28 protein-coding genes and 1 pseudogene are annotated in these 24592 nt (G+C 57.7%); 6 read left to right on the top strand and 23 right to left on the bottom strand.

All coding sequences use genetic code 11. The features are described 5' to 3' along the window. From A7K61_RS04765 to A7K61_RS33315, 6 genes are all read right to left on the bottom strand, one after another. A partial coding sequence (locus A7K61_RS04765) for an IS66 family transposase (protein ID WP_069557068.1) occupies positions 1-1325 on the bottom strand: 1325 nt, incomplete at its 3' end. 62 nt (positions 1326-1387) lie between these two features. Then, positions 1388-1723 (bottom strand): IS66 family insertion sequence element accessory protein TnpB, encoded by a 336-nt coding sequence (gene tnpB / locus A7K61_RS33510; RefSeq protein ID WP_069557060.1) that lies wholly within the window; start codon positions 1721-1723, stop codon positions 1388-1390. Further along, the gene (locus A7K61_RS30960; protein ID WP_083263048.1) at positions 1720-2037 is read right to left on the bottom strand and encodes a transposase; all 318 of its coding nucleotides are present in this window, start codon (positions 2035-2037) and stop codon (positions 1720-1722) included. The genes tnpB and A7K61_RS30960 overlap by 4 nt, the downstream gene beginning before the upstream one ends. Before the next feature lie 535 nt (positions 2038-2572). Further along, positions 2573-3735 (bottom strand): IS3 family transposase gene (locus A7K61_RS30950; protein ID WP_139129458.1). Its coding sequence is split into 2 segments (ribosomal slippage): positions 2573-3480 and positions 3480-3735, totalling 1164 coding nucleotides; the frame shifts between segments, so codons are not numbered across the junction. Continuing rightward, positions 3704-3988 (bottom strand): hypothetical protein, encoded by a 285-nt coding sequence (locus tag A7K61_RS33280; RefSeq protein WP_177343898.1) that lies wholly within the window; start codon positions 3986-3988, stop codon positions 3704-3706. Before A7K61_RS33280 ends, A7K61_RS30950 begins: the two co-directional genes overlap by 32 nt. 260 nt (positions 3989-4248) lie before the next feature. Next, positions 4249-4764: a flavodoxin family protein gene (locus A7K61_RS33315; protein WP_256557702.1), complete on the bottom strand. Its 516-nt coding sequence runs from the start codon at positions 4762-4764 to the stop codon at positions 4249-4251. 380 nt (positions 4765-5144) lie between these two features. Here A7K61_RS33315 and A7K61_RS04735 point away from each other — a divergent pair, with 380 nt between their 5' ends. Continuing rightward, complete coding sequence (locus A7K61_RS04735; RefSeq protein ID WP_069557056.1) at positions 5145-5372, top strand: hypothetical protein; 228 nt, start codon at positions 5145-5147, stop codon at positions 5370-5372. Positions 5373-5377: 5 nt separating this feature from the next. Here the strand turns inward: A7K61_RS04735 and A7K61_RS04730 are convergent, their stop codons facing one another. The 3 genes from A7K61_RS04730 to A7K61_RS04720 all read right to left on the bottom strand — a co-directional run bounded on the left by A7K61_RS04730 (position 5378) and on the right by A7K61_RS04720 (position 7297). Beyond that, complete coding sequence (locus A7K61_RS04730) at positions 5378-5581, bottom strand: hypothetical protein (protein WP_069557055.1); 204 nt, start codon at positions 5579-5581, stop codon at positions 5378-5380. Then, on the bottom strand, positions 5578-5877 hold the full coding sequence (locus A7K61_RS04725) for a hypothetical protein (protein ID WP_069557054.1): 300 nt from the start codon (positions 5875-5877) through the stop codon (positions 5578-5580). The genes A7K61_RS04730 and A7K61_RS04725 overlap by 4 nt, the downstream gene beginning before the upstream one ends. A 280-nt stretch (positions 5878-6157) precedes the next feature. Then, entirely contained in the window at positions 6158-7297 is a 1140-nt protein-coding gene (locus A7K61_RS04720) for a zinc-dependent alcohol dehydrogenase (protein WP_069557067.1), read from the bottom strand. A 280-nt stretch (positions 7298-7577) separates the two neighbouring features. On the opposite strand from A7K61_RS04720, the gene A7K61_RS04715 reads away from it, so the two are divergent. From A7K61_RS04715 to A7K61_RS30930, 3 genes are all read left to right on the top strand, one after another. Beyond that, positions 7578-7955 carry a Rho termination factor N-terminal domain-containing protein gene (locus A7K61_RS04715; RefSeq protein WP_069557053.1) on the top strand — a complete coding sequence of 126 codons (378 nt, stop codon included), beginning with the start codon at positions 7578-7580 and terminating at the stop codon, positions 7953-7955. 234 nt (positions 7956-8189) lie between these two features. Next, a complete protein-coding gene (locus tag A7K61_RS33505) occupies positions 8190-8498 on the top strand; it encodes a hypothetical protein (RefSeq protein ID WP_083263046.1) in 309 nt (102 codons plus the stop codon). A 188-nt stretch (positions 8499-8686) separates the two neighbouring features. Beyond that, positions 8687-8932, top strand: a complete 246-nt coding sequence (locus tag A7K61_RS30930; RefSeq protein WP_139129457.1) for a hypothetical protein — start codon at positions 8687-8689, stop codon at positions 8930-8932. 169 nt (positions 8933-9101) lie between these two features. Here the strand turns inward: A7K61_RS30930 and A7K61_RS04710 are convergent, their stop codons facing one another. Beyond that, the gene (locus A7K61_RS04710) at positions 9102-10556 is read right to left on the bottom strand and encodes a site-specific integrase (RefSeq protein WP_069557052.1); all 1455 of its coding nucleotides are present in this window, start codon (positions 10554-10556) and stop codon (positions 9102-9104) included. Between the two features lie 332 nt (positions 10557-10888). On the opposite strand from A7K61_RS04710, the pseudogene A7K61_RS30925 reads away from it, so the two are divergent. Continuing rightward, a pseudogene (locus tag A7K61_RS30925) lies at positions 10889-11169 on the top strand (IS630 family transposase); the annotation flags it as partial. A gap of 83 nt (positions 11170-11252) precedes the next feature. On the opposite strand, the gene A7K61_RS04700 reads toward A7K61_RS30925, so the two are convergent. From A7K61_RS04700 to A7K61_RS04640, 13 genes are all read right to left on the bottom strand, one after another. Next, entirely contained in the window at positions 11253-11513 is a 261-nt protein-coding gene (locus A7K61_RS04700; RefSeq protein ID WP_069557051.1) for a hypothetical protein, read from the bottom strand. An 82-nt stretch (positions 11514-11595) separates the two neighbouring features. Then, positions 11596-12843 carry an acetyl-CoA hydrolase/transferase family protein gene (locus tag A7K61_RS04695; protein ID WP_044275667.1) on the bottom strand — a complete coding sequence of 416 codons (1248 nt, stop codon included), beginning with the start codon at positions 12841-12843 and terminating at the stop codon, positions 11596-11598. Between the two features lie 94 nt (positions 12844-12937). Then, a complete protein-coding gene (catC, locus tag A7K61_RS04690; protein ID WP_044275668.1) occupies positions 12938-13216 on the bottom strand; it encodes a muconolactone Delta-isomerase in 279 nt (92 codons plus the stop codon). A gap of 14 nt (positions 13217-13230) precedes the next feature. Then, complete coding sequence (locus A7K61_RS04685; protein ID WP_069557050.1) at positions 13231-14535, bottom strand: MFS transporter; 1305 nt, start codon at positions 14533-14535, stop codon at positions 13231-13233. A 133-nt stretch (positions 14536-14668) separates the two neighbouring features. Beyond that, positions 14669-15544 carry an acyl-CoA thioesterase II gene (locus A7K61_RS04680; RefSeq protein WP_069557049.1) on the bottom strand — a complete coding sequence of 292 codons (876 nt, stop codon included), beginning with the start codon at positions 15542-15544 and terminating at the stop codon, positions 14669-14671. Beyond that, on the bottom strand, positions 15541-16263 hold the full coding sequence (locus A7K61_RS04675; RefSeq protein ID WP_371914716.1) for a 3-oxoacid CoA-transferase subunit B: 723 nt from the start codon (positions 16261-16263) through the stop codon (positions 15541-15543). Before A7K61_RS04675 ends, A7K61_RS04680 begins: the two co-directional genes overlap by 4 nt. Next, the gene (locus A7K61_RS04670; protein ID WP_044275672.1) at positions 16260-16964 is read right to left on the bottom strand and encodes a 3-oxoacid CoA-transferase subunit A; all 705 of its coding nucleotides are present in this window, start codon (positions 16962-16964) and stop codon (positions 16260-16262) included. The genes A7K61_RS04675 and A7K61_RS04670 overlap by 4 nt, the downstream gene beginning before the upstream one ends. Positions 16965-17165: 201 nt before the next feature. Continuing rightward, on the bottom strand, positions 17166-17867 hold the full coding sequence (locus tag A7K61_RS04665) for an SDR family oxidoreductase (protein WP_044275673.1): 702 nt from the start codon (positions 17865-17867) through the stop codon (positions 17166-17168). Positions 17868-17889: 22 nt separating this feature from the next. Further along, a complete protein-coding gene (locus A7K61_RS04660) occupies positions 17890-18942 on the bottom strand; it encodes a cyclase family protein (protein ID WP_069557048.1) in 1053 nt (350 codons plus the stop codon). 123 nt (positions 18943-19065) lie between these two features. Continuing rightward, positions 19066-19989, bottom strand: coding sequence for a LysR substrate-binding domain-containing protein (locus A7K61_RS04655; RefSeq protein ID WP_044275675.1), 924 nt, complete (start codon positions 19987-19989; stop codon positions 19066-19068). Between the two features lie 91 nt (positions 19990-20080). Then, positions 20081-20971 (bottom strand): MBL fold metallo-hydrolase, encoded by an 891-nt coding sequence (locus A7K61_RS04650; protein WP_044275676.1) that lies wholly within the window; start codon positions 20969-20971, stop codon positions 20081-20083. Between the two features lie 33 nt (positions 20972-21004). Further along, positions 21005-21865: an alpha/beta fold hydrolase gene (locus A7K61_RS04645; RefSeq protein WP_069557047.1), complete on the bottom strand. Its 861-nt coding sequence runs from the start codon at positions 21863-21865 to the stop codon at positions 21005-21007. A 13-nt stretch (positions 21866-21878) separates the two neighbouring features. Continuing rightward, on the bottom strand, positions 21879-23075 hold the full coding sequence (locus A7K61_RS04640; RefSeq protein ID WP_069557046.1) for an acetyl-CoA C-acetyltransferase: 1197 nt from the start codon (positions 23073-23075) through the stop codon (positions 21879-21881). A gap of 263 nt (positions 23076-23338) precedes the next feature. Here A7K61_RS04640 and A7K61_RS04635 point away from each other — a divergent pair, with 263 nt between their 5' ends. Further along, positions 23339-24577: an OprD family porin gene (locus A7K61_RS04635; RefSeq protein ID WP_069557045.1), complete on the top strand. Its 1239-nt coding sequence runs from the start codon at positions 23339-23341 to the stop codon at positions 24575-24577. The last annotated feature ends 15 nt before the right edge of the window (positions 24578-24592 follow it).

Here is a 24592-nt window from a genome sequence, read left to right as displayed (position 1 = left end):
ACTGGATTATTATCCATGGGCACAGCACCGTCCTCGATATATCGAGCCAGTGCGCCCCAGCGCTTGAGGCTGTAATCCAGAGCTTTGGCGATAGCCGAGCCTTCGGGCACAAGGTCGCGCTGGGCCAGCATCCAGGTATGCAGTGCGTCGATAAGGGGCGCCGCTTTTTCCTGACGTATTCGCCAGCGATCCTCGTCGGTCATTTCCCGCGCTTGCCGTTCGATTTCATACAACCCGCCAATCGCGTGCAGCGCCTGTTCGGCCAGTTGGCTTTTGTTCGTCGCATGCAGATCGAAGAACTTGCGGCGGGCATGGGCCATGCAGCCGATTTCGGTGATGCCTTGCTGAAAGCTTGCTTTGTAGCCGGCGAAATCATCGCAAACCAGCTTGCCGTTCCATTGCCCAAGGAAGTTGCGTGCATGCTCACCCGCACGGCTCGGGCTGAAGTCGTAAACCACTGCTTTAAGTGCCGAAAACGGCGTGGTGCAGTAGGCCCAGACATAAGCACGATGGTTTTTCTTTTCGCCCGGCGCGAGCATCTGCACTGGGGTTTCGTCTGCGTGAATCACGCCTTGGGCAAGTACCGTTTCACGCAGCGCGTCGACCAAGGGCTGGAGTTGCACGTCGGTTTGGCCGACCCATTGCGCCAGTGTCGAGCGGGCGATAGCTAGGCCGGCGCGGCCAAAGATTTTCTCTTGGCGATACAGGGGTAAATGGTCGGCGAATTTTGCCACCATCATGTGCGCCAGCAGCCCTGCGGTCGGTATGCCCTTGTCGATTACCTGGGCCGGAACCGGTGCCTGAGTCAGCGTTTCACACTCGCGGCAGACCCATTTCCCGCGCACATGCTGCTCCACGGTGAACACGCCCGGCGTGTAATCGAGCTTTTCGCTGACGTCTTCGCCGATCCGCTGGAGCTGGCATCCGCAGGGACCTTGGGTGTTGTCTGGTTCGTGATAAATCACGGTACGCGGAAACTGCGCAGGCAATGGAACACGCCTGGGCTGCTTGCGTGGCTCGGCCGGCGCAGCCGGCGGATTCAACGCCTTCAGCTCGGCTTCAATGGCCGCGATGTCTGTGTCGAGCAGGTCATCGAGCAGGCTGCCTTGAGCAGGGCTTAATTGCTCACTGCGCTTAGCAAACTTGTTACGTTTGAACCAAGTGATTTCGTGGGTGAGTTGCTCGATGATGGTTTGGTCGCGGTCGTTCTTCTTGCCCATACTGTCGACTTGCTGTCCGAGCGAATCAACCTGGGACAGCAACTGCGCCGCGAAGGCACGCAGTTGGTCGGGGCTCATCTGATCGAGATTGGGCGAGGAAGTCATGCCCTGGATTTTACCAAAGCAGGTCGTTTGCGGCAGTAGGCCAAGGAGCTAATTACAGCTTTTTAAAGCAGTGTGATTACACCGCCAGCCCCAACACGCTGCCAAGGTAGGCCGAGCACCAACGCTTGAAGTTGCTCGGTATCCAGCTCTATCTCGCAGCCTTGTCGAATGCCGGGCCAGTGAAACTTTCCTTGGTTCAATCGGCGAGCAGCCAGCCAGACTCCAAACCCGTCATGCACCAGCACTTTCATACGAGTGGCGCGGCGGTTGGCAAACAGATAAGCGCAGTGCGGCTTCGCCGCACCGAACACCGCGATCACCCTGGCCAGCGCAGTTTCAGTGCCGGCACGCATCTCCATGGGCTCGGTGGCAAGCCAGATGGCGTCGATGCGAATCATTGCGTGAGTCCACGGACAAAGCGGGCACAGCCTTTAGGATCAGACGTTGGCCATTTCACTGACATCGATTGCTCGCCAAATGGCAGCTCAATAATCGCCGACCCTTCTGCCTGCCGTTTGGGTGTAGCTCTCAACGGAACGAAAGCCGGCAACGCCGCTGGCGGCTGATCTCGGTAAAGCGGTAGCCACTTGCGGATCACGTTGGCGTTGATGCCGTGGCTGATGGCGACGCTGGATAGGGTTGCGCCCGGTTGCAGGCATTCCTGAACAACCTGGGCCTTGAAGGGTTTCGGGTAAGAGCTTCGTTGGCGCATGGAAATCCTGACGTTAAGGGCGATCGTGTCCGCTTAGAAATACGCGGACACCATCGCCCTTAATGCTGGAGTTCGGAAGGTGACTTCCCCAGCCGCTTACAATCCGACGGGTCGGTGTTGCTATGGTCGATCAACCACCGCCAGTCGAGTGTTGAGAAAAAACGAAAGTTTCATCGAGACCCGCTTACGCGGCGTCAGCTAAATGACCGGGCAGGTGCTGATTTTCGGCTTTTCGTTTAGGGGGACGCTGGAGCGACTTTGCCTAACGGTTTCGATTATAGGTGCGACGCGATGCACTGCACGTGAGGGCTGCATGACGCTACGCCCTAGAACCCCATACAAGAGGTGCCTCAGTTATGTTGACAACCGTCAGCTGTAGCCAGGCTCGCCGGCGACTCCGACGCCTTATTGCGCTGGTGGCCCAGGGGCACAGTTTCGTCATAACCAAGAACGGGCGAGCAATTTGCCGGTTGGAGGGCGCCGAAGCGATACAGGTTGATCATGGCGCCTCTTGCAAAGCCTCACTGTGTAGTGGTCAACTAATCCCGGACACGACGTTAAGTTTTTCCTCGGCCCGCGCTGGGGCCAACCCATCGTTGAATTGATGAGGCCTAATCCAGTTGTAGCGATGCATCAAAAAATGGCTAATATCGCGCTGTGCTTCCTGCGCAGTTCGATAGCCCACGGTCGGTATCCATTCTGTTTTCAAGCTGCGAAATACGCGCTCCATCGGTGCGTTATCCCAGCAGTTTCCTCGTCGGCTCATGCTCTGGCGCATGCGGTATCGCCACAACCGCTGGCGAAAGAGTCGGCTTGCATATTGCGATCCCTGGTCCGAGTGGAATAGCAGATCCGAAGGCCTGCCACGCTGCTCGTAAGCCATATCCAGCGCTTTGATCACCAGCTCAGCGTCTGGCTTTTCCGACAGCGCCCAGCCCACGATCCGACGCGTACAAAGATCCAGGACGACAGCCAAGTAATGCCACTTTCCTTGCGCCCATATGTAGGTGATATCGCCGCACCAGACTTGATTGGGCGCTGGCACGTCGAACTCGCGGTTCAATGTGTTCGGGATATCCAGTCTTTCTACTGTTGCTCGTTTGTAGGCATGGGAGCCGGGTTGTTTGCTGACTAAATCAAGCTCGCGCATCAAGCTACGCACTTTGAATCGACCGAGTTGCTCACCGTCTTCACGCATCAGCGACAGGATGCTGCGACTGCCCGCAGAGCTGCGACTTTGCGAGAACAGCTCACTGACGCGACTTCGCAATCGAAGCCGTTCAACATCGGGCGTGCGCCGCCGCAGGCGCTGGGCGTAGTAACACGAGCGCGTGACGTCAAACACCTTGCACAGCCAATCAACCGGCTCATGTGCACTCAACTGGTCAATCAGCGCGAACGCTCGTGACCTTCCGACATCAAGAGCGCGGTAGCCTTTTTTAGTATTGATTTCTCTCGCTCAAGCCGAGCAATCCGGGCTTCCAGCTCCTGAATTTTTTGCTGTTCCGGAGTCAGAGCCTTGCTCTGCGGGGTGATGCCTTTATGTTCTTTCTGAATCTGGTCAACCCAGCGGCGCAATGCCGACTCACCAATGCCGAGTGAACGGCTGGCTTCGATGTAGCTGTAGTTTTGTTTGAGCACGAGGTCGGCAGCCTCGCGTTTGAATTCAGGAGTAAAGGAGCGGCGTTGTTTGGTCATCTGACACCTCGATCTGGCGAGCATTCTCGCCTAAATGGGTGTCCGGTTTCATTAGACCACTACAATGGTGCTTGACCAGGTGTCGTGTTATCGCTGCGCGCGCTTGGTAAAACTCGCGCGTGCCATGGCTGGCTTCGCCAATCAGTACCACCTGTGCATCGCCATAACGGTCGAACATTGTTGCAAAGCTTTCGCTGGCAACATCAGGTAGCGGCTCCGCTGTTTCCTGTAGGACTTCGATAAGGTTTTCCATAAGGTTCGCTGTGTTCAACCGTAAGAACGCCCTTCGATTACAAACCATTCGCCAGGGCAATCCTGGTGAACTCTCCCTTTTGCTGTTTGTATGATGGAAAACAACGAGACAAGAGGGTTCCAATGAATCGAAGAACGGCTTTCACCCGTTTTCGTTATTTCTGTCGCGGCGCGCGTAATGTGGCATCAGGTAGGGACAGATTGCCCGTACGCCGTTCTTTCCCCGCATTGACCACTGCCCGCGCCACGTTTCGTACTTCCTCATGCAATTCCAGCTCGGTTCGTCATGGCTGGTAGCGTAGGGATGGTAGTAGCCGATATAGCGATCCAGGCAAGCCATTTTCCCGGCGTCCACAAATCCCATCCAGTCGCATAAGGCTCGGCGCACACCTTCGGTACCTGCCACGTCACCATGAACCACCACACCGTAAACTCGTCCTTCGAGTGCTTTGGATAGGACCAGCCATCAAGCTCCAATTGTTTCGCCATGGCAGCGTCCTTGCCTTGAGTGGTTGTGGGAGCGGGATTGCCGCCGTCGGCGCGGACTAGTCGATCGATCATCAACTTCAACGGACTGGGCGCCTGATACCAGTAGACCGGCGTGATCAGCATGATCCCATCGGCGCCGACCCATCGCGGATAAATGACGTTCATGACATCACCCACCTGGTCGAGCGAATGATTGGGATAACAGCAGCATGGCCAATGGCATAAGGGCATGGCAGTAGAAACGCACCCTTTGCAAGGGAAAATGCGTTGACCGTACTCGGACGTCAGCAGGCTGAGATCGAGCAGGTCGGTATGAATACCCGCTGCTTTCAGTTCACCTTACGCAAGGCCCGCCAGACGCCGGCTCTTGGAAAGCTCCTTTGGGCAGGTCCCGTCGTTGCGTGACGAGCCAGGGACCAACAACACACGAGGCGGTGAGCTACGCAACGGGCAGCGGCCCTGCTCGAAATGGCGTGCTGTCGGCCAGATCTCCACATCTGACTGACCGGTAACCCTTTCGCCGTGAGCGTATGCATTGGAGGCAAGAGAAAGATGCGAGTTCGAGATTTGTATCGGTCCCCCGCATTTGGCATGGACCATACATCGTTTCAGATGAACAACCGCTCGCTCACAGGCCTCAACCGTTACACGACGGTGGAGGTATCGCCATGTACGAGGACAGAAAAGCTCAAGCGCTTGCAAGCTGGCACAAGCTGATGGAAAAGCCCGAAAGGCATATGAACGCACAAGAGCAGTACGAAGAATTGCTTCGTTTGGCAGAGATTTACTTTCGAGAGGGTTTCATTGACAGGACCGAACGAAAGCAGCTAGTCATCAAAGCCACCAGACGTTATGCCGAGGCAGTGGAAGGGGCCATCGCTGCAACCGGCCTTTAACGACACTACAGCACCTGATCTTTTTCACTGTCAAACGAAGAGGTGACTGTCGTTGGCGCTGTCTGGGCTTCCAGTGCCTCTTTCAAAACGTTTAAATGGGTGAAAAGGCACTTTACAGATCCTTGCGGATTAGCGGGGTCGAAGGCGATTTTTCCGCTCGCAATTAGCGCCATCGCCAATTCCCATGCTCGTTGCGAATCGTCCATCATCTGTTTTCCTCTTGGTGAAGTGCGCTGTCGCAAGCCTCCATCAGCTTCTGAACAGGAAGCGGCGGGAAGTTTTCATTCAATAAGGTCAGATGATCCAAGGCCTCGCAAAACAGGGTTTCAGCTTTCCTTCTGAGTTGGAGATAGCGTTGGAATTGCTCGCTGTCCAGATCCGGTTGCTCGAGCAGTTCGAATGCGGAGCGGCTGATGGCATTGGCCTCATCAAACAGCTTTTTATTCTGCTCCATCGCCAGGCAGCGACACGCAAGGAGTTGGGCATTGGTGTATTGAGAATGCATGGGTGCGGTCCTGTTTGTTAGCTCCTGCTCATACGCTGTGCGGCAGGAAGCTGAACCTAGTCATATATTTTCGGGCGGGTTTCACCCTCCGGTAAAAATTGTGACCGCTACGTTGCAAGCCGGTATCAAAGAATATCTGTTTAAAAAATCGATGGTTTTATCGGATGCCAGGCAGATAAAAAACTTGTTTTTTGATCGCTTCAACTTTGTAGTTTTTTTCCAGGCCAAGGCGATAGCTGTCGAGGGTTCCCTGACAGCTATCGACCCAGGAACAACCTCATTAACGTTGGGGCATCAGTTTGACTTTGATCCAGCCGCTCTCACGTTTATCAAACGACTTGAAGGCTTCAATGGCGTCAGTCAGCGGCTCTTTCTGGGTGAGTATTTTTGCCGGGTCTACACGACCAGCCAAGGTCATTTCGATCAACTTGGGAATGTACTTGCGATGGTGGCAGTTGCCCATGTTCATGGTCAGGTTCTTGTTCATCGCCGCACCGATGGGGAAGGTGTCGAAGCCTGGTGGATACACGCCGATGATCGATAGGGTGCCGGCCTTAGCCAACCCTTCGATGGCCCATTGCAACGCCTGAGCCGGTGCATCGCCCGGTTGCCATTGGGATTGTGAATGCGCCTGGTGCGCATGGTTGGCGTCGATGCCTACGGCATCAACGGCACGGTCCACACCTATACCGTCCGTGAGGCGGTGCAGCGTTTGAACCGGTTCTTCCTTTTCGAAATTTATGCACTCGGCGCCCAGTTCGCGGGCGCGCTCAAGTCGGTCCGCCAAGCCGTCAATAGCAAACACGCGGCCGGCACCCATCAATTTCGCACTGACAATGGTAAATAGGCCAACGGGGCCGCAGCCGAACACTGCGACACTATCGCCATCCCGGATTTCGGCCATCTGCGCGCCAAACCAGGCGGTAGGGAAAATATCCGACATGGCAATGGCCTGGTCATCGGTAATGGCCTGCGGAATCTTGATCAAGCCGATATGGGCGTAGGGAATACGAGCTTTCTCGGCTTGCAGACCGTGGAACGGTCCTGTGCCTTTGGGACCGCCGAAAAACGAGGTGCCGGCCTGTTTGCCGTGAGGATTGACGACATCGCACTGCGAGAAATAACCGGCCCGGCAATAGGAACAGTTACCGCAAGCAATGGTCGAGGGAATGATTACCCGATCACCCACCTTAAGGTTCCGTACGTCATCACCCAGTGCCTCGATGATCCCGACACCTTCATGCCCCAATATCGTTCCAGGCTGCATGTCGGGGACGGTGCCCCGAATGAAATGCAGATCCGTCCCGCAGATGGCTGCTGCCGTAATTCTCACAACGGCATCTGTTGGTTCCTGAATTACGGGATCGGCCACATCGTCCAGCCGGATGTCACCCACGTCATGAAATACGACTGCTTTCATCATCCACCTCGCCATTGGTTTTCAGTTCAGTTGTCTAGCAATGGAGGTCTTGGAAATACGAAAGGTTTATTTAATTAAGATGACCCTGACGAAAGGAACGAACTCTTGAGGCACGCCGGTTACCGGGTCGTGCCCGGCGTTGGACGTGAAAATTAGCGAAGGGAGTAATTGGTCTCGAGATCAATCAGATAAACCACTGGTCGACCTAGACGAACTGATGGTTAAACCGGCGCTTCTACCTTAGTAGGTGAATGTCACTGTTAACTAAGAGGATTTGATCATGCCGCGCGGTGATAAAGACAAATACACAGACAAACAGAAACGTAAGGCCGAACACATTGAAGACAGCTATGAGGCCAAGGGTGTTTCCAAAAACGAGGCAGAGAGCCGTGCCTGGGCTACCGTGAACAAACAATCAGGTGGCGGTGAGCGTAAGGGAGGCTCGGGGCAGAAAACCAGCGAAGCGGCAAAGACAAAGGCTCGTAAATCGTCAGGCCGTCGAGCGGCAGTTAGCCGACAAGGCGTGGCTAGAGCTGGTCAGCAACTCGAGGACATGAGCAAGACGGAATTAATGAGCCGAGCGCGAAAACAGCAAATCGCTGGACGCTCAACTATGCGTAAGGCTGAGCTAGTCGAGGCTTTGCGCCGAGCCAGTTGAGTCAGGATCCTGAGCCTGGCGAGTTTATGGATTGGACTCAGTCACAACTCCGATGGTGATTGTGATGGGGTTCGTTGTTGCGGCTATAGCAGTTGGAAGTTGTACAAAAAATTGGAGCGTGTACAGCTGTTTTCTACCAGTTGTCCGATACTGTTTCGACGAGGTTGCACTTCGCTTGTAGGGGTCTAGTTTTGGACACTACTGACCATCATAGGGAACGGGCGGGAGGGCTCTATGAGACTTCGAGGCGACATCTTCTGGGAGTGGGCAGACCCAGAGCTCCACTGTAGAACACATGATGAAACTCTTAATGATGGGACTCACATCGACGTACAAGTTAGGCTTTCGCGCGCCGGCGAAACGCAGATGTTCATCGGTATTTATGCGCCCGATGGCATGGCTTTGCATGAAATGGCGGTTGACTCACACCCTGGCGAATCGATGACCAGAGTTCTGGCTTGGGGTGTCGGTCGAGCTCGGCAGTTGGCTGCTGGTGCTGGTGCTGGTGGTCCGGCGATTCGTAAATCAGCGTCCTCGAAATAGCGATCAACCTTGAAGGGTGGAGAGAGCAGTAAATCGCCAAAATAGACAGTTCGAAAAATTCGGCTTGGAACTCAATTTCCCGTAACCGACTGTCCGACCGTTCGCAATGAAATGCTCAGTACTGTCACACTGATGTCATGTGGTGCGGGAACGATCCCGCCCGCTCACCAAAATATAAGTGTGACGTCATGCCTTCGATTGATGATTTTCGCTTCACCGCCCACCATCTTTTGCTCGATCTCGATGCAACTACCAACCATCTTATGATGCTAGTGGTTTCAAGCAAGGTTTCGGGAAGCCAATGGGATGAAGCGGTGGCTCGACACAAGAATGCATATGCTGCGTGGGCTTCCATCGTAACCGGCGTTCAAACGGATCCGATGCCTGCTTTAGACGCTCGCCCGGTAGATGGAAATACACCCTCGGCGGACTAACTATCGGTGCAGGTACTTTCGGCGATCAAGGAAGATGCTTTACGAAGAAACGTAGGTATTGACCTCCGCGAATCTGTACATGCAATCGGTCACCTTTGCTCATCGCAAATCACGTCGAACGCGGGTTGTCGAGGATGTTAAATTTTAGACAACTCTTTGTGCAGCAATTCTATGAGGGTGGCCGCATCTCTGTCGCCGCATACGCTGGAAAAGACAACATCGACTCGTTTGGCGTGTGCTCGTAGTTCGAGGACAGCACGGCACTGAGCCGATCGCCCAACAGGTCCCAAGCGCGCTTCTTCTCTTCGGCATAGTCGTGATGCAGGTAATGGCGTCTTACCCGCGAGCCGGCCAGCACATGATTTTGGCAACGATCGATAACGTCCAGGCTGACACCTAAGGCCTGCATCATGGTGGCGCCGGTACGGCGCAGGTCATGCGGCGTCCAGTCGCCGATTTGGCCATCGGCCAGCACCAGGGTATCGTCATGACGCCGTCTGGAGAGGGCCTTGCGGTTTTTGAACCGGGCCTGGCGATCGCCGACCTGTTTGCTCACCACTTTCACGTCCACATGCCCATCATCCAGCTTGTTCGGAAAGCACCACTGGGAGTCTCCCGTCAGGGTCTTGAGCTCCTGAAAGAAATGCAAGGCGAAGGGGGAGAGGAAGACATGGTGGTCCTGTTTCTTGCCGCGGGAGCCTTTGACGTTTTCGCTCGGGAGGAAACAGGTCTGCCGCTCCAGATCGACATTTTTCCATTCGGCCTGCAGTAACTCGCCAATCCGGCACAGCGTTCCCAGGCTGATCCAAAGCGCGAGTTGAGTCTCCTTCTTTAATGGACGAATACCCTCGTACTTTTGGCCGGCGGGGAGGGCGTTGTAATCGGCGGTCATTTGCTGGAAGCGGTTGTGCAATTCCAACAGCTCAGCTGGGGAAAGGATGCGGCTTCTTTCCGCTTCGTAGTCGGCAGGGATCAATGGGGAGATGTCGACCAGTTCAGTCGGATCGCCCTCAACCAGTAACGCCCGCCAAGGTTGGCGCTTTCTGGCCCAACTGAACATTTGATTGAGGTCGGCGAAGAAGCTGATGGCTTGCCGGTGAGCGCCGCGGTTGACCACGGCCCGGATCAGCGCCCGAACATCATGCTCGGACACACTACTGACTGACGTCTTGCCGAGTGCTGGGTAAAGGTCCTTATTAAAGCGTCGTTGCAACTCGGCATTGCCGTCTTTACGCGCGACGCCATCTAACAGCCACGCCTTGGCCAGATCCTGGACGGTCAGCGTTTTCACCTTCGTCGTTTTTACTAGTTCAGCCTCTACGTTAGCAGCGGCGTATGCTTGTGCCTTGGCGGTTTTCTTTTGCTCGTTGGGATTGATCTGCTCATCGATGAGCGCACGTGCCTGGTTGCGTGCTTTACGGATGTCCGTCAGGGATTTGCGCGGCCAGGTTCCGCAGGCGTACTCTTTGTTCTGGTCGCCCCAGCGATACCGATAGAAAAAGCTGACCGACACACCGTCCTTACGGACTGAGATTCGACCGGCGAGATTGCCATCCTCCCTGAGGATGCGGCCGGCATCATTGGCGGTCAGCGACTCGAGTTCTTTGATGGTAATTTTGGCCATGAAACGGACTCCCCCTACTTTTACCCCCACAAAAACGTCGGCTCTTGATGGACGTTACTGGACTCTCGTAGAGCAGAACACCGCTGGAGCTCAAGTAAATACTAGCTTAGAAAAATCCAGAGTGAAATTTTGGAGTCTTTCTAGAAGTATGAAAAAGGAGATGGGGTGCTAGGGGTCGAGTGTTCGAATCACTCCGTCCCGACCATATAATTCAAGGGGTTGCGAGATTTTATCTCGCGACCCCTTTTTATTTCTAATCGTTTTTACCCCTACAATACGACTGGCTCTCAGTGGAATCCTCACTGTTGGCGCTGATTGAAAACTGACCCACAAAGCATCCCAAAGTGAGGGCGTGGCTGGGAAAACATAAACGCTTTCATATGCATTTCACCCCGACGTCCAGCTCGTGGATGACATGGTTGAACGCTTTTTTCGGGACATTACGGTGTATTTGCGTGATGGCAACTTCAGTTCAGTGCGCGAGCTGGAGACCTCGATTACCACCTTCCTGGCCCTGCGCAATGCGCAACCGACTCGGTATGTCTGGAACGCAAAAGGTGAAGACATCCTGAACAAAATTCAACGCGCCCGGGAGGCACTGGTCACAGGCTAATGAGTGAATTATTTTGAGAACAGCACACTAGGCCGCTTAACGTCATGCACGGTGCCGCCGCCGGTCGTGTCGCAGATACCATTTCACGGTTTCATAGGACAGCACCAAGGCCCGGGCGATCTTTGGTTCGGGAGTGCCTGGGCGAGCAGGCGCAATAGTGCTCTCTCACGTTTGTTGAGGGTGTTCACCCCGGCGGCAGCTTCCAATGCACTGCGCTGGATTTGCCTGCTGACTCTCACTTCCCGCAACTGCACCGGTTGCCGAAGTGCCAGAAGGCGCTGGCCATAGAAAGTCAGCATCGGGTCGAGGTTTTCGTTCTCGGCGATGCGGGTAAGCAAGTTCAAAGCTGACGCCTGACCCCTGATCACCGAGGCTGACACGACCCAAGCTCAACATACGCTGGAGCACTGCAAAGATACTGAATAGTCAATGCGCCGAGTTTTGCAGCGCAGTCCGGTGGTCGGGATGAGCGATCTGCAACAATTTGCGGGTGCGCTGATCAAGCGTCAAACCGCGTAAATCGGCTACGCCATGCTCGGTGACGACAATCACCGCATCGCTGCGGGCAACGGTGACGGGGCCGCTCAACTTGGTCACGATTCTGCTTTGTGCACCTGCGGTGGAGGGCAGGGCGATTATCGGTAGGCCGCCTCTTGAAGCGCGCGCACCGCGGATAAAGTCGATCAGCCCGCCGACGGCCCCGATGTAACTGCCCGCGGCACACTCCGAATTCACCTGGCCAGTCAGGTCAACCTCGACCGCTGAGTTGATCGCCACCAGTTTGTCGAGACTCGCCAGGACGTGCGCATCGTGGGTATAGCGCGTCGAGCGCAGTTGCAGGGACGGGTTGTTGTGCGCGTAACGGTGCAACAGGCTGCTGCCCATGAGAATGCCACCGACGCTGATGCCGCGGTCGATCGGCTTGCGTTGATTGGTGATAGCCCCGCTCTGCATCAGCCTTGCGACGCCATCGCCAAGGCTGCCCGAATGCACGCCTAAATGGCGGTGCTCAGCCAGCGCACTCAAAACGGCATCGGGTATGGCGCCGATGCCCATTTGCAGAGTGGCACCATCTTCGACCAGCCCGGCGATGTGGTTGGCGATCTGGCGAGCGCTTTCGCGGATAGGGCTGACTGCGTTCTCCATGGGCGCCCGGTCGGAAAACACAATGGCATCCAGGTCGTCGTCAGTCAGGGTCCTATCAGCGTAGGTCCAGGGTGCCTGGGCATTGATTTCTGCGATGACCAAGCGCGCGCTGTCGAGTGCTGGCAACAAGTACTCGCTGGCAATGCTCAGGCTGTAGCGGCCCTCGGCGTTGGCAGGCGCCAGTTGCAGCATCAACACATCGATGCGCAAGGCACCGCTGGTGATCAGCTCGGGCAGCTCGGAGTAGTGGCTGGGCAGTACCTGCAATAACCCGGCGTCCGCCAGTTCGCGATTGGCGCCTGCGCCGCAATAGGAGATGAAATCTACGCGGTCCGCGTGCTCTGGTTTGCAGGTGGAAGTGTTGGCAATGCCCAGCATCACCCGGAATCTGCCTATCTTATGTCGCTGGGCCATCAATGCCTGGGTCAACGGCAGAGGCTCTGCGTTGGCTTGGCCCCACATGACGGTGTCACCCGGTTGAACGAGGCCAGCGAGGTCCAGCGATTCGAGGTGCAAGAGGTGTGGCATCAGGCGATCTCGGCAACAGCCAGCCGCGGCTGCCGTTTGGCCAGCCGAGGCTCGACGGAGGAGGGGAACGGCGGCGGCAGTGCCGCCGCGGTCGTTAGACGATTGAGGACGGATGTTTAGCCAGCGGCGTGACCTGGATGGTCATGTACGGGAACAGCGGCAGGCTCGACAGCAGCGCATGCAGCTCGTCATTATTTTCCACGTCGAGGATGCTGATGTTCGAGTACTGGCCGACGATCCGCCACAGGTGCGGCCATTTACCTGACTCCTGAAGTTCGGTGGCGCGTTTTTTCTCGGCGAGCTTGATCGCATCGATGGTATCGACAGGGATATCGCGCGGTATGTTGACGTCCATTTTTACGTGATAAAGCATTGGTTTTGCTCCGCTCAGATTTTGCTATTGGTCAGTGGATGGTCGGCAACCCTGGACGTACGATCGTCCGCATTGGCGTCCAGGTTTGCATCGACATCTTCCAGTCGTACGCCGCGCGTCTCCGGGAGCAGCAATACGGCGATGATTGCCAGGGCGTAGGCCACCAGGCAAAAGCCTCCGATTGCCTCAGCCAAGCCGAAACGCTCGGACAAGACCCCCACCCCAGCGATGGACAGCGCACCCAGGGACTTACCGAGGTTGTAGGAAAAGCCCATGCACGTGGTGCGGATGTGGGTCGGGAACAGCTCACTCAGGAAGGGGCCGACAACCGCGAAGATACCTGTTGCGAAGGCGCCTACCGGAAAGCTCATCAGCATCAGCACGGTTGGGCTCATCGGCACCAGCATGTAGATCACGGTGAAGATCCACGCGCCCAGGCAGAACAGCAGCAGCGCCGGTCGCCGACCGTAGCGATCGGAGAGGTACGCGGTGAGCACGAAGCCTGCGAATGCACCAGCACACATGATCAGCATGGTGATGACGACCGGCCCCGGCTTCAGCCCGCGGACCTGCACCATCAAGGTCGGCAGCCACGCCATGATGGTATAGGCGGCGGCCTGCAGACCCGTCACCAACAGTGCGCCCAGCAGGGTCAGGCGGATCACGGAAGGGCGGAACGCGGAAAAGATCGAGGCTTTTTCTTTGTTGGCAGCCTTGGCTTCCTTGAAAATTTCCGGGTCCTTGACGTGACGGCGGATAAACAGCACGAACGCGGCCGGAATGATTCCCACCCAAAATGCCACACGCCATGCCATTTCCGCAGGCAGGTAAGCGAGCAGGGCGGTCATCACCACCGCAGACATGGCCCAGCCCACCGAGAACCCGCTTTGCACGAAGCCCATCGCCTTGCCGCGATGCTGAGGACGGACCACCTCGGCCATCAGCGCGGCACCCACGGCCCACTCGCCGCCGAAGCCCAAACCTTGCAGGGTCCGCACTACAAGCATTTGTTCAAAGGACTGGGTAAAACCGGCCAGCACGCCGAACAGCGTGAACCAGCAGATGGTGAAGATCAGGATCCGCACCCGACCGTAACGGTCGCTGAGGATACCGGCGACCCAACCGCCCAGGGCTGCCGAAAGCAAAGCGGCGGTGCCAAGGATGCCGGCCTCGCCTTTAGATATCTGCCAGACCGCCATGAGCGTCGGTAGCAGGAAGCTGAACATCTGGGCGTCATAGGTATCCAGCGCCCACCCGGAAAAACATGCCCAGAACGTTTTACGTTCTTGCGAGGAGCCGGTTTTGTACCATTCGAACATTTCGCTGTCCTTTATTGTTATTGGGCTTCTTATTGAAAGTACTTGGGCTGCGAGGCCGTGATCCAGCATGCAACAGTTAGCGGATGGCGCCCATTTGCCTTTGCAAAACCCGGCCTTCCAACCTGGCTAATGCTTAGGCATCGCGTGGAGAAATCAACAAATCTTGGGCCATGCTGGCGACCAGGCGGCCGTCTTGCCGATAGATATGGGTCATGTTAAGCCCTCTACCTGACAGGCTGCGCACGGCATCGTTGACGAACAGCAACCACTCATTGACGTTGATCTCCAAGCTGTGAAACCACAGCGTGTGGTTGAGGTTGCTGACGTAATGGTTTTGCCAGAGATCGAGCATCCCATGCGCGGGCGCCAGGCTGGCATTCAGCCAACCGTCGGACAGGTAGGCCAGCGCCGTATGATGCAGGCAGCCTTCGGCCGTGAGCGGTTGGGTCAAGCGCACCCAGTAAGCGATGTCGCGGCGGGCGGCGGGCTGCTCGAAAGCATCCTGATGAATCAAGCGGATATCGAGCAAAGGCCGGCCGCTGAAACCAAGCTGCACGGCTGCGCTGTCCGAGGCGTACTGCTCGGCCAGTTCGGCCAGCGTCGGCAGGCCTTCCGGTGCAGGCATTTGCATTTGCAACCGGTGCGGCTCGCCAGGCTCGGACTGTGCCGCCTGAAAGCTGGCGTTGGCGCTGAGGACCACCCCGGTGCCTTGCACGCCATAGACATGGCGGGTGGACAGGCGTCGGCCGTCTTGCAGCGCTTCGACGCTGTATTCGATGGTGTCATCTGGGCGGGCGCCCTGCAGAAAGGTCATCTGCAACATGCTCGGGCTACGCCCCGGCGCCGTTTGCGCTGCGGCCCACAGCGCTTGCCCCAGCAACTGACCGCCGTAGACCCGGCCATTGGCATTGATGTCGCAGGCATAGCTGTGCCAATTGTGTTGGCCTGCCGGTTCCAGGGTCAGCAACTCGGTGAGATCGCGCTGGTCCCAACGACGCCCACTGTTCATGGCGTCAGCGTCGCGAGTGGGCGATGGTCCATCGACGGCTGCGCAGTCGACGCGACTTCATGCGCGTTCAGCGCACTGAAGTCCAGCGGCACTTCGGTTACGTCCTGCAGGGCCAGCGGGGTGATGCCGCCGATCAACTCACGTACTTTTACGCCGGTCGCGGTGATGTCCAGGGTCGCCAGTTCGGTGTAGATACGACTGACGCAACCGAGCCCGGTCAATGGGTAAGTGCACGCCGGCAACAACTTGCTGCGACCGTCCTTGCCCAGGTGTTCCATCATGACGTAGACGCGCTTGGCGCCGATCGCCAGGTCCATGGCGCCACCCACCGCGGGAATCGCATCCGGTGCGCCGGTGTGCCAGTTGGCCAGGTCACCGCTGGCAGACACTTGGAATGCACCCAATACGCACACGTCCAGGTGACCGCCGCGCATCATGCCGAAGGAGTCCGCATGGTGGAAAAAAGCGCCGCCAGGAGCCAGTTCGATCGGTTCTTTGCCGGCGTTGATCATGTCCCAATCTTCTTCCCCGGGTGCGGCCGCTTGCCAGCGGCCCATGACGCCGTTTTCACTGTGCAGGAAGAAGTCTTTATCCAGCGGCAGGTGGTTGGCAACCAGAGTCGGCAGGCCAATACCGAGGTTGACATAAGAGCCTTCGGTGATGTCTCGGGCGACGCGTTGCGCCATGGCATTACGTACATTCTTGTCCATACCAATCATCCCGCTAGATTTATAGGTGCCGTCGCTACGGCGGCCTGGTCGCGACGCAACACCAGGTGCTTGACGAAGATGCCTGGCGTAACGATGGTCTCGGGGTCCAGCTCTCCCAGCTCGCAGAAGCGCTCAATGGAGGCAATGGTGTTTTTCGCCGCCATGGCCATCACCGGGCCGAAGTTGCGTGCCGTCTTTCGGTACACCAGGTTTCCCCAGCGGTCGCCAGCCTCGGCCTTGATCAAGGCGTAATCGACGTGAATGGGATACTCGAGTACGTAATCGCGACCCTCAATGGTGCGGGTCTCTTTACCTTCGGCCAGCAACGTGCCAAAGCCGGTAGGGGTAAAAAACGCGCCGACACCCACGCCGGCAGCGCGCAAGCGTTCTGCCAGATTGCCTTGAGGCACTATCTCCAGTTCGATGTTTCCCGCCCGGTATAGCGTTTCGAAAACGTGCGAGCCGGTCATCCTCGGGTAGGAGCAGAGAATGCGGCGAACGCGTCCGGCCTTGAGCAGTGCCGCAAGCCCGGTATCGCCCTGGCCTGCGTTATTGCTGACGAGCGTCAGGTTGCAAGCGCCCTGTTCAATCAGCGCGTCAATCAGGTCGTCGGGCATACCTGCGCCGCCGAAACCGCCCACCGCGATGGTGGCTCCGTCGGGAATATCAGCCAAAGCCGCCTGGACGCTGGTGGAAAGCTTGTCGATCATGGATGGAGTCCTTGTTGTGAATCTTGCGCCGTTACCGCCAGAGTCGGGATAGAGACGGGTACAGGCAGACGAAGCGCCGGGTGCGTGGCCAAGACGCTTCGACTTCCTGGTTGGATCAGCTTGCCCAACCCGGCCGCCAGCCACAATTTCGGTGTTCGGAAGGCTTGATTAACCGGTGGTTAACAGCCGCCCGACCTTCACTCAGACACCCGCCACGCCGACTGTCATGCCGCCACAGACATACAGCACCTGACCGGTGACGAAGCCGCTGCGGGCGTCCAGAAAGAACGCGGCAGCCTGGGCAATATCCTCCGGTAAACCCAGGCGCTGAACTGGCACTGAATCAATGATGGCTTGCGTGCACGGGCTGTCTGGCGGATTGGCCCGCTCAAACAGTTCGGTGCGGATCGGCCCGGGGCCGATCGCGTTGGCCGTGATGCCAAAGCGGCCCAGCTCCAGCGACCAGACGCGGGTCATGCCCAACAATCCTGCCTTGGTAGCGGCGTAGGCACTGCGCAGTTCCTTGCCCAAGGCCGCGCGTGACGACATGTTGAGGATGCGCCCGAAACCGGCCTCTTTCATGCCGGGCAACAGCGCTTGCATGCACTGCAACGAACAACGCAGGTTGAGCGCCCAGACCTGCTCCAACTCCTCAAGACTCTGCTCTTGCGCGTTGTTGGGACACACCCTGCCGACGTTGTTGACCAGCCGGGTGATGGGACCGCCGCGAAGCGCTTGTTCCAATGCCTGTGCGGTGGCTTCAACGTTGCTGAGGTCAGCGATCAGGCCATCGCCGATACGGTCGATCACCACCGGTTCGAAACCGTCTTCGATGCAACGCTGCGCAATCGCCGCGCCAATACCTGACGCGCCGCCAGTAATCAATACGCGTTCTCTGGACATGCTTGTACTCCTTTGAGGGGTTCTAGACGGTGGCAACAGGATTCAACGGCGAACCAACGGCGCCCGGCAGGCGCAAGGGCGGGGCGGTCAGCAGAAAACGATAGCGCTGGTGGGCGCGCAACCATTTGGCCAAGGGCGTGAGGTGCCACAGTTCGCCCAGATGAATGCCCAGTTTGAACAAACAGTGGTGGTGCAGCGGCATGACCGAACAGCAGCCATCGCCTTGCCCGTTGGGGAATATTTCCACCGAGTAATTGTCCGCAGCGATAGCGACCAATCCACTGTCAGTGATCCATTGCAGGAGGCGCTGGTCATTACCGTCCAACACGGCTCCGAGTGCCTCCAGGGCCTGGGGATCCGGGTTCTTGTTCATCCCGAGCAGCGCTTCGGCGTAACCGGTGTGCAGGCAGACGATATCGCCGGGTTCGACTTGCACTTGGTCGGCGTCAAGCACGTGCATCAACTCGTCGTAGCCGATATGGACACGCGCGTCACCGTAGTGATGGTGCAGGTCAATCATCACTCCGCGGCCTTGCACGCAAGTTTCGGCCATGCGTTCGATGCCCAGGGCGTGGGCACATGAGGTGCTGTGCGGAGCAATCGGCCCCTCGACGCCACAATCGGCAAGTTCACTTGGGCCAACGACATCGATACCCGCTGCGTATCCGTTGTAATACAGCGGTTCAGGCACGCCGTCGCCGTCCGCGTCGAACAGCGCGCCAACGTGCGAGAGGGCGTCCCATTGAGTGGAATACTGCAAATGCAGAATGGCCAGGTCGTCGCTCAATACATCGGGGCGCCCGGCCTGGATGCGGTCATACTGATAGTTCATGTTGACCCCGCCTTTACGCAGCAACGGGCGTAAAATCGGTGGCCGGCGGTTGACGTTCATGGCGTTGCCGCCCGGGTAGTCCAGCGGCAGACTCAAGCAGAAAGCCAGGCCTTCTTGGACCTCGGCGATGCCCTGTAGAACCTTGTCCGCGGTCAGCAGGTTGAGGCGACCCTTCTGGTCGTCGGGGCCAAAATCCCCCCAGTTCGATCCTTCGGGACGATGTTTCCAGCGGTGATGGAACATCTGGCGTTCCTCAATATTGTAAATTTCAAGCGGCCGTCAGCCGCCGACAGGCTGCGGGCCCGCTTCGCACAGGCGCTTTGAGCATCGGTATCGTTTGCTCGACTGCGGCGTGTCAGTCGTGGATCAGCTTCCGGGGGCTGCGGCTTCGGAGGCGTGGCACCATTCGATCAGGCTGTTGGCAAAATCCCGGGCGAAAGATGAAAGCCCGTCAAAATCCTGAGCACAGAGCTGGAACGTGCGGATTGCCCAAGGGTCGAGCAGGGCGCATGAACCGATGTTCTGCTGACCCTTGAGCCGGGTAAATCCAGCCTGGGGCACGATGGCAATGCCAGCACCTGCCTCGACCATTCGGAAAATCGCATCAGAACTCGCGACTTGTACGCGAATCGTCAACGGCGTGTGCAGTGCGGCGGCGGCTCGGCTCAGGAAGACGTGGATAGCACTGCCTTCGAGCAGTGAGACAAACGCGTATTGCAACGCCTCTTTGAAAAACACTTCGCTGTTGGTCAGTATCGGATGCCCAAGCGGGGCAATGACCATCAGGCGACTGGAGACCAGCGGCACGCTTTGCAGACCTTCGGTGACCACGCTGCCAGAGACGATTCCGAGATCCGCGGCGCCATCGCGAATGCTGCGCACGATATCGTCGCTAAGGCGCTCGCGCATGTCGATGTGCACGTCCGGGTGAGTCTTCAGATACTCGCCAACGACTGGTGGCAAATATTCAGTAATCGCCGTGGTATTGGCCAGCAACCGCAACTGTCCCTTCAAGCCAATGGCATATTCCTGGAGGTCCCCAGTGAGCAACGCAAGTTGCGCGAGGATCAGTCGCGCATGTTGCAGATAGGTTTTGCCCGCGTTCGTCAGCGTCACTCCTTGCGGTGAGCGTTCGAGCAGGCGCATGCCCAGGTTGTCCTCCAGGTTCTTGATGCGGTTGCTGGTCGCCGGTACCGATAGAAAGGAACGCTCGGCACCGCGCGTCAGGCTGCTGGTTTCCGCGATGTTGATGAACAAGCGGAAATCAGTGATATCAAAATGAGTCGCCATCAGTGCTCTACTTCTCGGTCAGGGGTGACCCAAGGTAGTGGCAGCAGCCATCGTCTGTCCACGGATGAACGGCGCCGTGTTCCCGGCGGATTTACCACTGCGCCGGCTCGAACAGAAAACCGTTGCCCTGGCGGCGCACATACCCGCAGTGAGGTTCGCCAAAATGCACTGGCATGATCAGCGCTTCCCGATCAGCGGCGCGGTTGAGAAACTCCATGCGTGTCGTGCGTGCGGTGTCTTCCCAGATGCAGTAACCGGAGTTGACGTCTGGCCTGACGATTTGAATCGGGCTGTGCAGGATGTCGCCGCAGAACACGCCTTCCTCGCCGCCAGAACGAACGCGGAAAACCACTTGTCCCGGGCTGTGTCCTGGCGCTGGCTCGACCACCAGGCAATCGGCAATTTCCTGCGGTGCCTCCATCATCACGCCAAGCCCTTCATCGATGATGGGCATGACACTGTCAAAAAATGCATCGCCGAAGACGTCGATGACGTCCGACGCCTTGTTCTTGCCTTCCTTGCAGAACAAGAAGTCTTCCTTGGGAATGTAGTACTTGGCGTTAGGGAATGTCGGCACCCAGCGGCCGTCTTGCCAGCTGGTATTCCAGCCCACGTGGTCGGCGTGCAAGTGCGTCATGACGACATGGGTGACTTTTTCCGGCGCCGCACCGGCAGCGGTCATCCATTCGCGGACCAGGGTATTGAGCATGTTCATCCGGGCAATGCCGGCACGGGGCTTGAAGTTGCCGACGCCCGTGTCGACCACGATGATGTTGTTGCCCGCGTGAACCACCCAGAACTGGATGGTAACGATCAATTTATTCATGTGTGGCACCCAGTGATTCGGGGCCATCAATTCGCTGTGCTCTTCAAGTACGCTGCGATCGATCGAGGGGAACAGAAAAGCCGGATCATGGGTCGGCCCTGCGTATTCGAGGATTCGCGTGACTTTGATATCGCCGATCATGCGTGACTGCATCATGGGGTGTTTTTCCTTTTCTCGTATAAGGCTCAGTCAGGCAGCGTGTCCGCTGGTGGCAACCCGATGTTCCGGCTGGGCCATGAATACCTGGTAAATCTCGGCGCCAGTACGGCCCTCAAGAATGTAATGATCGAGCAGTGCACTGACCCAACGCGGACTCTGTACCGGCATAAAGTGGCCTGAGGCAACCTGTAGCGCTTCGATATGGCTGGCGAAAGCGGCGAGCCGGTGGATTTCTGCAGGGGGGCGCAGGCTGTCGTATTCACCGGCAACCAGCAGTGTCTGGAGCGGCAAGCGCGGTAAATCGCTCTCGAGTTCCATGCGCGCAAGCATGGAGAAGATAGCGGCAAAGCTGTGCGGGTCAGCGCTTAGCCAGCGCAAGCTGAACCGTTCGAATTCGCCAGCGTCGGTGCGCAAGGGTTCGGGCCAGGTCTTGTCCAGAAGCGCCGGGATCAGTGTGTTCAAACCTTGCAAGCGAATCGCCTGGGCGCGTTCCAATGTGGCTTCCCGGGCCGCGGGCGCCACGCCGCAGGCCGGCGCCATGCCGATCAGGTGGCTGACTCGCAGCGGGTGGAGGGCTGCAAAACGAATGGCAATGGCAGCGCCTACAGCGACCCCGGCCAGGGCCACTGGCCCTTGAATCTGTAACGCATCCAGCAGCGCAGCCAGATCGTCAACGTGCGCGTCGAGATCGACTTCACCAACGATCTTTTGCGAAAGTCCCGAGCCGCGCACGTCGTAGCGCAGGGTCTGGAATTTACCCTTGAGAAGGCCGCAGACCTGATCCCAACTTTCCACGGCGCCGCCCATTTCATGAATCAATACCAGCACCGGGCCCGTCGTTGGGCTCAGTTCGTACCTTAGCACTTGATCATTTGCCTTCAGCCACTTCATGTTCATGCCTCGTTCAGACGCGCTCGAAGATCGCGGCCATACCCTGGCCGCCGCCGATGCACATGGTTTCCAGACCGTATCGCACGTCACGGCGACGCATTTCATGGAGCAGGGTGGTCATGATGCGCAAACCGGTTGCGCCAATCGGGTGGCCTAAGGAAATACCTGAACCGTTGACATTGACCCGCTCGATATCCTGCATGTCCCAGGCGCGCAAGACCGCCAGCGCCTGCGCGGCAAAGGCTTCGTTTACCTCGATCAGGTCCATGTCGGCCAGGCTCAGGCCCGTGCGTTGCAGCAGTTTGGCCACTGCGGGCACCGGGCCTATACCCATGCGTGCCGGTTCACAACCTGCCGAAGACCAATCCACCCATCTGGCGATTGGTTGCAAGGCGTGGCGTGTTGCGTATTCGCGAGAGACCACCAGGCAACCTGCAGCGGCATCATTTTGCTGGCTCGAGTTGCCGGCCGTGCAGATCCCGTCCGGCAACAGAGTGCGCAGGCCAGCCATGGTGTCCAGGTCGGCGTCAGCGCGGATGCCTTCGTCAATGCTCACCCGTTCGCTAGCGCCACGTTTGCGCGGTACGTCCACGTCGATGACCTCGTCGGCAAAACGTCCTTCGCGCCATGCCGCTGCTGCATTCAAGTGGCTGCGCACGGCGAAGCGATCCGCTTCGTCACGCGAAATGTGGAAATCCTGAGCCAGGTTCTCAGCGGTCTCCGGCATGCCCGAAATGCGCCCGAAACGGGTCTCGGGCTGTGAACGCTCGCGGCCTCGTTCCAGGCGGTCATGCAGTTTCACACTGCCGGCGCGCGCACCCCAGCGCATGTCGTTGCTGTAGTACTCGATGTTACTCATGCTCTCGACGCCAATGACCATGACGGCCTCGGCATGGCCGGTCTGGATGCGCATCGCGGCATCGGCCATGGCTTGCAGACCGGAACCACAACGACGATCGACCGTATAGCCGGGCACTTCTATCGGCAAGTCGGCCAGCAGAGCGGCGTAACGGCCCATGCAAGGAGCTTCGCTGTTGGCATAAGACTGGGAAACGATGACTTCATCCAGCGTGTCAGGGGCGATATTCAACCGCTCCACCAGCGTTCGAATAACGGTCGCCGCCAGGTGGTCGGCAGTCAGTGAGGCGAGAGCGCCGCCAAATTTGCCGATAGGCGTCCTGAGGGGCGACACGATCAATGCGTCTTTCATCACGCTGGTACCTTTTGTTATGGGCGTGTGCGGCTAGGTCGATTGAGCATGGCGCTGGTTGGCCGCCCAGACAATTTCGTTTAGCGAAAGACTGCGTTTCGCGCTGCTTAACCAATGATGCCTGGCGTGGGGTGTTTTCCTCAGCGCAAGTGCCGATTAACCAAATCCCAATACCCAAGCGCAAGGGGGCTGCCCATGCTTGCATCGCCCGGACGACCTACGCCCTGGCGACCAATAAAAACAATGAGCGGGAACCACTTTTCATGCAGAAGCATCCCTTGGCGCATGCGTGCGCGTTCACCTGCGTTGCACCCATGCTGGCCCTTCCTGGCATCGCCCAGGCCGACTTCCTTGCCGACAGCAGTACCACGCTCGGTTTGCGAAACTTCTACTTCAACCGTGATTTTCGCCAAGACAATGCACCACAGTCCAAACGCGAGGAGTGGGCGCATGGTTTCATGTTCAATGTTAAATCCGGCTATACCGAAGGTCCGGTCGGTTTTGGTGTTGACCTGTACGCGGCGCTCGGGTTGAAACTGGATTCATCCGCTGCCCGGGCGGGAACCGGGCTGCTGCCTAACGCGTTTGGCAATGCCGGGCCGGACGAGTACAGCGACCTCTCGGGTGTGTTCAAGGCCAAAGTGTCAAAAACCGAGCTCAGGGCGGGGGGCTTGATGCCCAAATCCCCCGTGCTGCTGTCCAGCGATGCGCGCCTGTTGCCACCATTATTTAACGGTGTCGCCCTGACGTCGACTGACGTGGACAATCTGATGATTGATGTCGGGCAATTTCGCAGCGTCAACTATCGCAACGCTAGCGCCAATGACGATGACTTGAGAGCGGGCAACTTCACTGCCAGCAGTGATCGTTTCGATTATGCCGGTGCTTCCTACGCCTTTGGTCCCCAACTGACGGCATCTGTCTGGCGGGCGGAGCTGGAGGACGTCTACCAGCAGAATTACTACGGTTTGGTGGCAACTCACACGCTGGGCCGCTGGAAGCTTGGCGGCAATCTTGGGTATTTCGATTCTGCTGACGCCGGCGCCCAACGGGCCGGCGAGATCGATAACGGCCTGGTTTCGGTGCTGTTGTCGGCCAAACTAGGTGCCCATACCTGGCGTCTCGGCTTTCAGGATAACCGCGGACGTTCACCGTTTCCTTACCTGCAAGACGCTGACCCAAACGTCGCAAACGTGGTGCAGATCCTGGATTTTACCCGCGCCGACGAACGCTCCTGGCAAGCTCGCTATGACGTGGACATGGCTGCGTACGGCGTGCCGGGCCTGACCTTTCTCGCGCGCTATCTGCAAGGTGACGGCTTCGATGTGGCGGGTAGCAGCGGCCAGGAGTGGGAGCGTGATCTGGACGTGAGCTACGTCGTCCAGAGCGGACCGCTGAAAAACGTCGGGGTGCGCTGGCGCAACGCGATGGTGCGCTCGGATGCCCTGGGGGACTTGGACGAAAATCGCTTGATCCTGTCGTACACCTACGCGTTCAGATAACGTGAGTTGACCTTC

Source organism: Pseudomonas sp. AP42, assembly GCF_001728935.1.
GTDB lineage: Bacteria > Pseudomonadota > Gammaproteobacteria > Pseudomonadales > Pseudomonadaceae > Aquipseudomonas > Aquipseudomonas lactis.
Note: the sequence above shows the minus strand (reverse complement) of the source record. Positions and strands in the feature narration are given on the sequence as shown.